At 68.1% G+C, this 12,739-nt stretch carries 8 protein-coding genes; 5 read left to right on the top strand and 3 right to left on the bottom strand.

Going from position 1 to position 12,739, the window contains the following annotated elements:
- Window positions 1-53: 53 nt before the first annotated feature.
- Complete coding sequence (locus tag A37E_RS25770) at window positions 54-2,378, bottom strand: EAL domain-containing protein (protein ID WP_197022913.1); 2,325 nt, start codon at window positions 2,376-2,378, stop codon at window positions 54-56.
- Between the two features lie 282 nt (window positions 2,379-2,660).
- Here A37E_RS25770 and aspS point away from each other — a divergent pair, with 282 nt between their 5' ends.
- Entirely contained in the window at window positions 2,661-4,433 is a 1,773-nt protein-coding gene (gene aspS, locus A37E_RS0102290; protein WP_029555147.1) for an aspartate--tRNA ligase, read from the top strand.
- A 107-nt stretch (window positions 4,434-4,540) separates the two neighbouring features.
- On the top strand, window positions 4,541-4,999 hold the full coding sequence (locus A37E_RS0102285) for a DUF2059 domain-containing protein (protein WP_029555146.1): 459 nt from the start codon (window positions 4,541-4,543) through the stop codon (window positions 4,997-4,999).
- A gap of 49 nt (window positions 5,000-5,048) precedes the next feature.
- On the opposite strand, the gene A37E_RS0102280 is transcribed toward A37E_RS0102285, so the two are convergent.
- Window positions 5,049-7,088 carry a hypothetical protein gene (locus A37E_RS0102280; protein ID WP_029555145.1) on the bottom strand — a complete coding sequence of 680 codons (2,040 nt, stop codon included), beginning with the start codon at window positions 7,086-7,088 and terminating at the stop codon, window positions 5,049-5,051.
- A gap of 247 nt (window positions 7,089-7,335) precedes the next feature.
- Between A37E_RS0102280 and A37E_RS0102275 the strand changes: the two genes are divergently transcribed.
- A complete protein-coding gene (locus tag A37E_RS0102275; protein ID WP_029555144.1) occupies window positions 7,336-9,615 on the top strand; it encodes an NADP-dependent malic enzyme in 2,280 nt (759 codons plus the stop codon).
- 69 nt (window positions 9,616-9,684) lie between these two features.
- Here the strand turns inward: A37E_RS0102275 and A37E_RS0102270 are convergent, their stop codons facing one another.
- Window positions 9,685-10,356 (bottom strand): hypothetical protein, encoded by a 672-nt coding sequence (locus tag A37E_RS0102270; RefSeq protein WP_029555143.1) that lies wholly within the window; start codon window positions 10,354-10,356, stop codon window positions 9,685-9,687.
- Window positions 10,357-10,521: 165 nt separating this feature from the next.
- Between A37E_RS0102270 and A37E_RS0102265 the strand changes: the two genes are divergently transcribed.
- Together A37E_RS0102265 and A37E_RS0102260 are read left to right on the top strand one after the other, a co-directional pair.
- On the top strand, window positions 10,522-11,469 hold the full coding sequence (locus A37E_RS0102265; RefSeq protein WP_245279247.1) for a GGDEF domain-containing protein: 948 nt from the start codon (window positions 10,522-10,524) through the stop codon (window positions 11,467-11,469).
- 114 nt (window positions 11,470-11,583) lie between these two features.
- On the top strand, window positions 11,584-12,519 hold the full coding sequence (locus A37E_RS0102260) for a sensor domain-containing diguanylate cyclase (RefSeq protein ID WP_051679347.1): 936 nt from the start codon (window positions 11,584-11,586) through the stop codon (window positions 12,517-12,519).
- Window positions 12,520-12,739 lie beyond the last annotated feature (220 nt).

The following is a 12,739-nucleotide window of genomic DNA, read 5'->3' as shown; positions in this document are numbered from 1 at the left end:
CCACGCCGACGCGTTCGGCAAAGGGAATGTGGCGTGATCTTGTCGGAAAGACGTCAGGCGGCCGAGGCGCGGGCGCGGCGGAGGGCTTCCTCTGCGGAGCCCGGACGGCCCAGCAGATAGCCCTGAAGATGCGAGCAGCCCTCGGCCGTGAGCAGCCGCCGCTGGCCCTCGGTCTCAACGCCTTCGGCCGTGCAGCGCAGCCCGAGCGTGCGGGCGAGGCCGACGATGGCGCGCACGATGGCGAGGCTCTGCGGAGAGGTCTCCACCTGCTCGATGAAGGAGCGATCGACCTTGATGCGGCCGATGCTGAGCGTTCTGAGGTATCCCAGGGAGGAGTAGCCGGTCCCGAAATCATCGAGCGCGACGGTGATTCCCTCCTCGCTGAACTGCTCCAGCGTCGCCCGCACCATCGGCCCCTCATGCAGCAGCGTGCTTTCGGTGATCTCCACCTCCAGCCGGGAGGGGGCGAGACCCGAGCTTTCCAGCGCACTGCGCACCTGCCGGAAGGCTTCCGCCCCCCGGAACTGGATGGGCGAGAGGTTGACCGAGACGAACAGGCCCTCTGGCCAGGCAGTGGCCGCGACGCAGGCCTCGGTGAGGACCCAGGCGCCGAGCGGCAGGATGAGCCCGGTTTCCTCGGCGACCGGGATGAAGTCCGAGGGGCTGACCAGCCCGCGCTCGGGATGCCGCCAGCGCAGCAGCGCCTCGAACCCGGCGATGCGGCCTGATTCGGCTTCCACGATGGGCTGGTAGACCAGGAAGAACTGGCGTTCTCGCCACGCGGTCTGGAGATCCACCTCCATCTCGCGGCGCTCGCGCACCAGACGCTCCATCTCCTCGACGAAGACACGGGCGATGCCGCGGCCGTCGGTCTTGGCGCGGTAGAGGGCGAGGTCCGCGTTCTTGAGCAATTGAGCGACCCCGGTCCCGTCCCGCGGCGACATCACGATGCCGACGCTGCAGCCGCTGATGATCCGGTGGAGCCCGATGTGGAGCGGCGTGCGCAGCGCCTCGATCAGACGCTGCGCAAATTCCGCTGCTTCTGTCTCGTGCGTCAGCCCCGCCAGAACGACGGCGAACTCGTCGCCCCCGAGGCGGGCTGAGAAATCGTCCGGGCCGAGCATGGCGCGGATGCGTTCGGCGATCTCGGTCAGCAGGGTGTCGCCGGCGTCGTGGCCGAGGGTGTCGTTGACGGCCTTGAAATAATCGAGGTCGAGATAGAGCAGGGCGAAGGGCGTTCCGCCGCCTCGCGCATTCAGGAGTGCGGCCAGACGCTCGGCGAAGGCGAGGCGGTTGGGCAGGCCGGTCAGCATGTCGATCCGTGCCATGGCATGCTGGGTCACGGCGAAGGCCCGCTCATCCCGCAGATGCCGGCCGAGGCCCCAGCCGGCCAGACCGATGGTGAGGCAAAGCAGCACGGAGGCGACGATCAGCGGCGTCGCGCGCTGCCACATGAGGGTATCCAGAGCGGCGACGCTGTCGCTCACCACCACGGCCACCGGCAGATCGCCCACGGGGTGGACCGCAGCAATGCGCGCCTTTTCATCCAGCGTTCCGGCGGGGAGCTGGGTCATCTGGCCGCTGCCGAACACCGCCGTCGCGGTTCGCGCACGAACGGCGGAATCGCGCGGGGAGAGGCCGGCAGAGCCGGGATAGCGGGCGAGCAGCGCACCGTCGGAACGGATCAGCGCGATCATGCCGTCGCGTCCAAGCCGGATGCCGCCGTAGAAGCGCTCGAAATACGCTTGCTCCATGGCGCCCAGCACCAGGCCCAGGAAGCGGCCCGAACTGTTCGCGAAGCGCTTGGCGAGATAGATGGTGACGGAGCCGCTCCCGCGGTTCGGGACCGGCTCGCTCACGAAGATGTCCGGTCCCTTCATCCCTTCGAGGGCCAGGAAATAGTCGCGGTCGGACACGTTGACCTTGGGAATCGGCCAATAGCGCGAAAAATTGAGGAGCTGGCCGGTCTGATCGATGACGGTGATGGCATCGATGAAGGGCAGCCCGGAAATCTTCTCCCGCAACCGGGAATGGACGTCTTCCGTCGACATGGCGTCCACGAGCTGGGCCTGTGTCTCGATGTCCCTTTCCCGCGCATGGGCGATAAGGTCGTCCTGGATAAGGCCCACGCTCTGGAACGCACGGGCGGTCTGCTCCGACAGCGTCACGGCAAGGTTTTCGAGCTCACGGGCGCGATCGGCGGCCCCATCGTGCCACAGGTTCGTCACGAGGAGACTGGTGGCGGCAATCACGCAGCCGACCAGGGCCGCAGCGATCAGGGCCAGCCACAGAGGCCCGTGCAGGGCTGGTCCGGCCACGTCCTGCGACCCGGTCTCACGCCCGTTCGGCGTCTCCATGCCGGCCTCGCTCTCTGTCACGCCCGCACCCGCACGACCCATCGATTAAGACACGGCAGAACCGAGCCTACATCCTTCGCGCATGGCTGAACAAGACTGCGCGCTTGACACGGGCGGGATCGCATGCACCTTCGCCCCGCCTTAGACGCGGACTTTCGAGCCGTGGCGCGCGGTGACGCGGCGCCCGGTGCGCAAGCGGCGCCTTGGGCGTCCGGTGCGCGCCAATGGCCTGCGCGCGGGCGTCCGGGCTGCAGGGCCTGATCGCCCCGTGTCTTCCCCGTTCAGCCTTGAAAGGGCGACCCCATGCATCGTTACCGCTCACATACCTGCGGCGCGCTTTCGACCGCCGAGGTGGGCCAGATCGTCCGCCTGTCCGGCTGGTGCCACCGCATCCGCGACCACGGCGGCGTGCTGTTCATCGACCTGCGCGACCATTACGGCCTCACCCAGGTGGTGGTGGACCCCGATAGCGCGGCCTTCAAGGACGCCGAGAAGGCGCGCTCCGAGTGGGTCATCCGCATCGACGGCAAGGTGCGCCTGCGCCCCGAGGGCACGGAGAACGCGGACCTCACGACAGGTGCCATCGAGGTCTATGCCACCGACCTCGAAGTGCTGGGCCCGGCGGCCGAGCTGCCGCTGCCGGTGTTCGGCGATGTGGAATACCCGGAAGAGACGCGGCTCAAGTACCGCTTCCTCGACCTGCGCCGCGAGAAGCTCCACCGCAACATCATGACCCGCGGCGCCATCATCGACGCCATGCGCCGGCGCATGAAGGATCAGGGCTTCTTCGAATTCCAGACGCCCATCCTCACGGCCTCCTCGCCGGAAGGCGCGCGCGACTTCCTCGTGCCCTCGCGCCTCCATCCCGGCAAGTTCTACGCGCTGCCGCAGGCGCCCCAGCAGTACAAGCAGCTCATCATGATGAGCGGCTTCGACCGCTACTTCCAGATCGCCCCCTGCTTCCGCGATGAGGACCCGCGCGCCGACCGCCTGCCGGGCGAGTTCTACCAGCTCGACCTGGAGATGAGCTTCGTCGAGCAGGAAGACGTGTTCGCCGCCATGGAGCCGGTCATCACCGGCGTGTTCGAGGAGTTTGCCGGCGGCAAGCCGGTGACCAAGAACTGGCCGCGCATTCCCTATGCGGAAGCCCTGCGCAAGTACGGCACCGACAAGCCGGACCTGCGCAACCCGCTGGTCATGCAGAACGTGTCGGACCATTTCCGCGGCTCGGGCTTCAAGGTGTTCGCCCGCATGCTGGAGGTGGAGAAGAACGAGGTGTGGGCCATCCCCGGCCCCGGCGGCGGCTCGCGCGCCTTCTGCGACCGCATGAACAGCTGGGCGCAGGGCGAGGGCCAGCCGGGCCTCGGCTACATCATGTGGCGCGAAGGCGGGGAGGGCGCCGGCCCGCTCGCCAACAACATCGGCCCCGAGCGCACCGAGGCGATCCGCGAACAGCTCGGCCTGAAGGCCGGCGACGCCGCCTTCTTCGTGGCGGGCGATCCGGAAAAGTTCGTGAAGTTCGCCGGCCTTGCCCGCACCCGCATCGGCGAGGAACTGAACCTCGTCGACAAGGACCGCTTCGAGCTGGCCTGGATCGTGGACTTCCCCTTCTACGAATATTCGGAGGAGGAGAAGAAGGTGGACTTCTCCCACAATCCCTTCTCCATGCCGCAAGGTGGGCTGGAAGCGCTGAACACGCAGGACCCGCTCACCATCAAGGCGTTCCAGTACGATATCGCCTGCAACGGCTACGAGATCGCCTCCGGCGGCATCCGCAACCATCGCCCCGAGGCCATGGTGAAGGCATTCGAACTGGCCGGCTATGACGAGGCGACCGTGGTGGAGCGGTTCGGCGGCATGTATCGGGCCTTCCAGTACGGCGCGCCGCCTCATGGCGGCATGGCGGCGGGCGTGGACCGCATCGTCATGCTCCTGTGCGGCACCACCAACCTGCGCGAAATCTCCATCTTCCCCATGAACCAGCAGGCGCTCGACCTGCTCATGGGCGCCCCGAACGAGGCGAGCCCGAAGCAGTTGCGCGAACTCCACATCCGGTCTGCGCCGCAGCAGAAGTGATGCGGTCCCCCAGTTGGGGGAGAAGCGCGGCCACGCCGAAGCCGATATAGATCCTCTCCGGGACATCACCGCGGGACGAAACCGCGGGCGCTCCCGGGAGGATGCAGATGCGGTTCGCCTATCCAATGCTCTTGGCCGCGGCCCTCGCGGTCCAGATTCTCGCCTTTCCCGCCGGCGCCGCAGCTGACGAGGCTTCGGACAAGGCCGCGCTGGCGCGGCAGGTGGTCGACTTCGCGGTCGTGCCGGGACTGGAGAAGCATTTCGGCCGGATGATCGGCCAGGCCGCCGAGAAGATCCCGGCTGACAAGCGGGATGCCGCACGTGACGTGCTCACGAAGGAATCCGCCAGCATCCGCGAGGATCTCGTGGGGGTCTTCGTGGGCTATTATGCGGATGCCTACACCCTGGCCGAACTCAAGGAACTGGCCGCCTTCTACGGCAGCCCCCTCGGCCTGAAGATGGTGCGGGTCCAGGAAAATCCACCGGAAGCCGTCAACATTGCCGTTCAGCAGCAGATCGTGAAGCTGGTGGCGTTCCTGAGCGCGGCCACCGGCGCCCCCCGGTGAGGGGCGCCGGGCTCTGAACCCGGCGCTTCCATCGCGCGCCTGAGCGCCCTCAGGGCGCCGTGGCGGTCGCCTCGAAGGTGAAGGTTTCCAGCATAACGGTCGGGTCGCCTGAGGAGACGAGGGCGATCAGCGGCACGAAGCCCTTCGGCTTTGCCGTCACCTTCAGCGTGCCCGGATTGCGCAGGAACGACACCAGGGCGGCACCCACCGGAGCCATCTCGGGCATGCCCTCCTCCATCTCGGCCGCGAAGCTTTCGGCCAGCGCCACGACCTGCTCGCGATAGTCCGCCTCGCTCACCCCGGCCGCCTTGGCGAACTGGGCGTACATGAGCTTGGCGAGCCCGAGGTCCGTCAGCGTTACCGTCACCGGCCCGGCACCGATTGCCGGCAGTTCGTTGACGAAGCCGCCGGCGTCGGCGAAGGCTGACTGCGGCACATCGGAAAGCTTGGTCTCGATGATGACCCGGAAGGCGTCCTTCACCTCGGTGGTGATGGGCGCCAGCGTGAGCGTGCTCTCGTTGACGTCGTAAAATGCCTTGGCGCCGAGCGAGACGGTCGCCCGCTTCATGCCTGCGTTCATGAGATAGATGAAGGGCTCGCCATCCTCCGGCCGGATCGGGCCCGAGACGTCGGTCAGCGCGAAGTCCACGTAGGACGGCAGCACCCCCAGCGACCCACCCCAGGACAGGGAGAAATTGCCGATCTTCACCGGCTCGTCCTTCGCATCCCCCTCGCCGTACGGCACTTCCAGATTCTTGATCTCGATGCCCGAGATCACCCGGAACAACACCAGCGCCGTGGTGGGGGAGGGGCTCTGCGCTTCGGCGGCGAGCGCCGCGAGCTGGTTGAAATCGAGCTGGCGCACGGCGATGCGGCCGATCTTGCCGGTGCCGCCCTCGGGCGTCTTGCCGTCCGCCCGTTCCAGCACGAACCCGTCGAGCACGCCGTTGGCGAGGCCGTCCATGCGGATCAGCCCGACACGCCCCGTCTCGCCCTTCTCCGAGGTGTAGGCTTCCGTGACCGCGACAGTGGTGAAGGAGATGCCGCCGATGGTATCGCGCACCAGCTCGGCGGCGCGGCGGCTGTCCTCGACGGACGGATTGGCCGGCGGCTTCGTCACCAGAGCCTGGAACTTGGCGAGCCGCCCGGCATCGAAGGCCGAGGGGCGGATGGCGAAATTCTCCATCAGCATGGAGGCGCCGCCCTGGGTGGGGCCGCCGTCCTGGGAGATGACGTAAGGGCCGGTGACCACCTTGCCATAGATGCGCCCGTAGGCGTCGGCTGCCTTGCCGGCGGGGCCGCCCGGCTGGGTCATCAGCAGCAGCGGCGCGGTGTCGATCTGCGCCGCGACCAGTCCCTCGATGCGCAGGTTGAACTTACCCGGCGCGGCCTGCCCATCGGCGGGCGCCGCGGCCGGCAGCACATAGGAGGCGGTCGAGCGGTCGATGATGAGGCTGCGGATCGCCCCGGCATTGATGCCCTCGGCGGCGAGATTGGTGTAGGTGGCCTCCATGGGCGGAGCACCGGCCGGCGCCATCCGCACGCGCGCCTCGGGGATGGTCACCTTGGCGGCGGTCGTCGCCGCCAACTGGCGCAGGGCCACCCGCAAGGCGCCATAGGCGCCGCCACCCTCGCCAGCCGCGATCAGGGTCATGGGACCGTTGTAGCGGTCGATCATCACCTGCGGCAGGCTGTAGGTGACGGTCCCGCCTTGTGCGGAATCGCCGGTGAGCGTCACCTCCACGCCGTCGAGGTCGAGGGCTTCCAGCGTCACCCGCCGGTCGATGGGCTTCTCGCTGCCCCGCGCGACGAGGCGCGCGATCTTCACGGCCGCTGTGCCGTCGGCCGAGGCGATGGCGATGCCCGAGACCGTGACGGCGCGATCGGCGGGGTCGAAGCCGGCATCCGTGAAGGACGCCTTGCTGCCCGCCGCGCGGATGCCGGCAAACGCCTGGTCCACTTCCGCCCGCACCTTGGCCCGCGACCAGGCGGCGAAGCCGAACCAGCCGCCCGCCCCCAGCACGGCGACGATCCCGATCGCAACGGCAACCTTCGTCCCGATTCCGCGCCCCGCCTTCCCCTCGGTCATATCCATTCCTTCCAGGCATCCGCCCGCATCATACCCGCAGACTCGCCGCCAAAAGGGCGAATCGCAGGCGCCCAAATTGCGAGCGCGCATCAGACACGCCCAAGATCGCGGCACCTGCGCCCCTCAGACCCGCCATGCGTGCGCAACATAACCTAATTTGTGCGGTCGCCCGTGACATAAGCATGCGTGGCCGCTAGGTTGCCGGCCGATTTTCCGCGGCGATCGTTATTCACGAAGGGGGAGGCGTATGGCGTCCAACATTTCCGAGGATCTGCGTTCGGGCGCACTTTATTACCATCGCACGCCGCGGCCGGGAAAGCTTGAGATCCAGGCCACCAAGCCCCTCGGCAATCAGCGCGATCTGGCGCTCGCCTATTCGCCCGGCGTCGCCGCCGCGTGCGAGGCCATCGCCGCCGATCCGCTGCAGGCTGCCGAGCTGACCATCCGTTCGAATCTCGTGGGCGTCGTCTCCAACGGCACCGCCGTGCTCGGCCTCGGCAATATCGGCCCCCTCGCCGGCAAGCCGGTCATGGAAGGCAAGGCCGTCCTGTTCAAGAAGTTCGCCGGCATCGACGTGTTCGACATCGAGATCGATGCCCTGACCGTCGAGCGCATGGTGGACGTGGTGAGCGCGCTCGAGCCCACTTTCGGCGGCATCAATCTCGAGGACATCAAGGCGCCAGAGTGCTTCGAGGTGGAAGCCCAGCTGCGCCAGCGCATGAAGATCCCGGTCTTCCACGACGACCAGCACGGCACCGCCATCATCGTCGCGGCTGCGGTGCGCAACGCGCTGGAGATCGGCAACCGCAAGATCGAGGATCTGAAGATCGTCACTTCGGGCGCCGGCGCCGCCGCGCTCGCCTGCCTTGGCCTCCTCGTCACCATCGGCGCGAAGAAGGAGAACATCTGGGTCACGGATATCGAGGGCGTGGTCTATGACGGCCGCAACACCCTCATGGATCCCTACAAGGAGATCTATGCCCAGAAGACCGACAAGCGCACCCTCGACGAGGTGATCGAGGGCGCGCACATCTTCCTCGGCCTCTCCGCCGGCGGCGTGCTGAAGCCGGAGATGGTGAAGAAGATGGCGGACAAGCCGCTCATCCTCGCTCTCGCCAATCCCATGCCCGAGATCATGCCCGAGGCCGCCCGAGAGGCGCGCCCGGATGCCATGATCTGCACCGGCCGGTCGGACTTCCCGAACCAGGTCAACAACGTCCTGTGCTTCCCCTACATCTTCCGCGGCGCGCTGGATGTGGGCGCCACCGACATCAACGCCGAGATGAAGATGGCCGCGGTGGAGGCCCTGGCCGCCCTCGCCCGCGAGACGCCGTCGGACGTGGTGGCCCGCGCCTATGGCGGCGAGACCCGCTCCTTCGGCTCCGATTCGCTCATCCCCTCGCCGTTCGATCCGCGCCTCATCCTGCGCATCGCGCCGGCGGTGGCGAAGGCTGCCATGGACACCGGCGTCGCGACGCGTCCCATCACCGACATGGACGCCTATATCGACCGGCTGGACACCTTCGTGTTCCGCTCCGGCTTCATCATGCGGCCGCTGTTCGCCAAGGCGAAGCAGTCCATCAAGCGCGTGATCTATGCCGAGGGCGAGGACGAGCGCGTGCTGCGGGCCGTGCAGGCTGTGGTCGAGGAAGGCATCGCCCGGCCCATCATCGTCGCCCGCCCAAGCGTCGTTGACACCCGCCTGAAGCGCTTCGGCCTCTCCATCCAGCCCGGCCGCGACTTCGACCTCATCAATCCTGAGGACGATCCGCGCTACCGCGACTATGTGCGCGATTACGTCGAGGTGGCCGGCCGTCGCGGCGTGACGCCGGATGCCGCCCGCACGCTGGTCCGCACCCATCCCACCGTGATCGCGGCGCTGGCCGTCCATCGCGGCGAGGCGGATGCGATGCTCTGCGGCATCGAGGGTCGGTTCGTGCGCCACCTCCGGCAGGTGCGCGACATCATCGGCCTCGCCCCCGGAGTCAAGGAGCTGGCGGCGCTCTCGCTGCTCATCACCTCCAAGGGCAATTTCTTCATCTGCGACACGCAGATCCAGACCGAGCCCACCGCCGCCGACCTCGCCGAGATGACGGTGCTGGCCGCCGCCCACGTCCGCCGCTTCGGTCTGGAGCCGCGGGTAGCGCTGCTCTCGCACTCCAATTTCGGCAGCCACGAGACGCTCTCGGCCAAGCGCGTCCGCTCCGCCCTCTCCATCATCCGCGAGCGCGATCCGAACCTTCAGGTCGACGGAGAAATGCAGGCGGATGCAGCACTTGTGGAAGATATCCGCAAGAAGTCCTTCCCCCATTCCGGGCTGTCCGGGGTGGCCAACGTGCTGGTGATGCCGGACCTCGACGCGGCCGACATCGCCTTTAACATGATCAAGGTGCTGGGCGATGCCCTGCCGGTCGGACCCATCCTCATGGGCACCGCCAAGCCGGCCCACATCCTCGGCCCGTCGGTGACGACCCGCGGCGTGGTCAACATGACCGCCGTGGCCGTGGCCGAGGCGCAGACGGACTGACAAGCCTCTGAAAAGACGGACCTTTCCTCCTCCCCGCGCGGGAGGGGGGAGGGGCCCCGGCGAGGCGCTTCAGCGCGACGGCGGGGGGCCGAGGATGCCGGCCGTATAGCGCTCGATCAGGGCGCTGAAGGGGGTGCCGTCGGGCAGGGTCAGCACCGCCCGGTGGCTCAGCACGAAGGCCGGCAGGGGCAGCGCGGCACCGGGGGCGGGCTTGAAGCCGGTTTCGTCCGCCGGCATCCACAGAACTGTGGAATCGAGGGTTTTGCGCCGAAAATCGAGCGGTTTCACCACCTTGCCGAACGGGGTATCGGTGGTGTCCAGCACCTGGTTCATGTCGGGTGTCAGCTTTTCCGGCAGATAAAAGTTATCCGCCTCCGACAAAACCGTGGGTCCGCACACCAGCCGCACCCGGCGATGCCGCACCGGCGTGTCGGGTCCGGCGCCGAGCAGAGCGCGCACCTCCGGGGGGGCGGCGCCCTCCCGCTCGTAGACCCGCTCGGCCACCACCTTGGACGGATCGGAGATGCCGCGGGTGGCGCACCAGCGCTCCAGGGTGGCGGTGGCGCTCGGATGGGCGAGGAGGTCGGCGTTCAGCGCCTCCACCAGTTCCTGCGCCTGCTGGCGGGCGGAGGCGGTGTCCGGCCACTGGGCCTCCAGCGCGTGGGCCGGCACCATCAGGCAGGCGGCCAGCATCAGCGGCACCAGCAGCGGCAGGCCGGACGGGAAGCCGGGCGGAAACATGGGATCGCGCACCCTCCAGAGTGGCGCGCCAGCGCGCCACCCCTCTCCATACCGCAGCGCGAAGCCGCTTTCCATGGCGGCCGTTGCCGCCGACCCGGCCCGCCCGCCAGCTGAGACAGCAGCACGCACCATGCGGCCGATCTGTACGTGCCCAAACAGACACGCATGACGTATAATGTCCTTGGTATGATCCTTGTCCCCGACCAGCTCGCTGCCCTCTACGACGCCACGCAAGTGCTGGTGGCGGCTTATGATTCCTTCGATCGGCTGCGCTATGCCAACGCCGCCTTCCGCTCTGCCTTCTTCCTGGCGCCGGGCGAGGAGGTGACCTGGGCGGAGATCATGCGCCGCAACCATGCCGAGCGGCGGGGCACCGTCATCACCGCCCCCGATTTCGACGCTTGGCTGGTCTCCACCTCCTCGCGCCGCGGCAAGGTGCCCTACCGGGCGTTCGAGACCGACCTTTACGACGGCCGCTGGCTGCTGATGACGGAGGGCGTCTCCGCCTCGGGATGGATGCTCTGCATCGCCAGCGACATCACCGCCTTGAGGGAGGACGGGCGGGATGTGCGGCAGGCCCGCGACCGCGCCATCAAGGAAGCGCAGACCGACGATCTCACCGGCATCGCCAACCGCCGCTTCATCACCGCGCGGGTGGACGACATGCTCTCGCCCGGCGCCCTGGGCGGGGCGCTGTGCGTGCTGGACCTCGACAATTTCAAATATATCAACGACCTGGTCGGCCACCTCGCGGGTGATGCGGTGCTGCGCGACTTCGCCGCCCGCATCAATGGCCTCATCCGCCGCAAGGATTGCTTCGGGCGGATCGGCGGCGAGGAGTTCGTGCTGGTGCTGCCGCAGACCGCGGCGGAGGAAGCGGTGCTCATCGTCGAGCGGATGCTCTCGCTGGTGCGCCAGTCGCGGCCGCTGCCGCAATGGCCGGACTTCGCCTACACCTTCTCCGCCGGCATCGCCACGGGCGGGCCGGGCACCACCTTCACCGATCTCTACGGCCGCGCCGACCGCGCGCTCTACATGGCCAAGATGAGCGGCCGCAACCGCATCCAGGTGGACGGCGAGGCGCCGCCCGCGGTCATGGCGGCACGGGGCTAGGGCAGGGGACGGGGCCGGGCCGGGCGCCCGCCGTCGTCTCACCCGAAAGCAGGAGGCAGGTGCTACAAAACCACTGCCCGTCGTCCCTCCACTTACGGTATGCTCGGCCGGGCCATGTTCGACATCCGTGACTTCGGAAACGCGGGCGCCGAAGACGGCGTGCCCGGCCTCCTGACCCGCCTCCGCACCCTCTACGAGGCGACGCCGCTGCTTGTCGGCCTTTACGATCCCACCGACCGGCTGCGCTACACCAACCCGGCCTACCGTGCCACCTTCGGGCTTCCGGAGGGCGATTTCCCCACCTGGGAGGAAATGGTCCGGCGCAGTCATGCGTCGGGGCACGGCATCAACATCACGGCGGATGATTTCGAGACCTGGCTCGCCTCCGCCAAGTCGCGCCGCGGCAAGGTGCGCTTCCGCAGCTTCGAGAGCGATCTCAGGGATGGCCGCTGGCTGCTGGTGAACGAGACCATGGACGCGGACGGCTGGATGCTGACCGTGGGGGTGGACGTCACCGCCTTCCGCGTCGACACGCGCGACATCCGGCAGGCCCGCGACCATGCGCTGCGCGCCGCCCAGACGGACGAGCTGACCGGCGTCGCCAACCGCCGCTTCGCCATCCACCGCGCCAACGAGATGATGGCGCCGCACGGCCCCGGCGGCACGCTCTGCGTCATCGATCTCGACAATTTCAAGCACGTGAACGACCGCTTCGGCCACCAGACCGGCGACGTGCTGCTGCGCGCCTTCTGCGCCCTGATGGCCGGCGCCATCCGCCGCTCCGACTGCTTCGGCCGGGTGGGCGGCGAGGAATTCGTGCTGGTGCTGCCGCAGACCGACCTCGCGGAGGCCGAGCGCCGCGTCGCCGACCTTCTCGCCCGCGTCCGCGCCTCCCGCCCGCTGCCGGATGTCCCTGACTTCACCTACACCTTCTCTGCCGGCCTCACCTTCACACCCCCCGGCGACACCTTCTCCGACGCCTACGGCCGGGCCGACCGCGCGCTCTATCTGGCGAAGCTGGCGGGGCGGGACCGGGTGATGCTGGGGTGAAGGAAGGATTTTTGGGATTTTAGTCCTTGACAGCGGTGCGCTGCCTGGGTATCTTTTCCCCATGTTCGAGACGTGTGCCTGATGGCCGAGGCCGGGGCACCTTCTCCCCTCGACCATCGTGATTTCTCACAGGCCGTCATGGCCGGGTTTGTCCCGGCCATCCACGTCGTGGGGCCGGGTGCCCGTTCAGGGCCATCGTCCCGTCGGCCCGACGTGGATT

The sequence above is a fragment of the Xanthobacter sp. 91 genome (assembly GCF_000702385.1).
Taxonomy (GTDB): Bacteria; Pseudomonadota; Alphaproteobacteria; order Rhizobiales; family Xanthobacteraceae; genus Xanthobacter; species Xanthobacter aminoxidans.
Note: the sequence above shows the minus strand (reverse complement) of the source record. Positions and strands in the feature narration are given on the sequence as shown.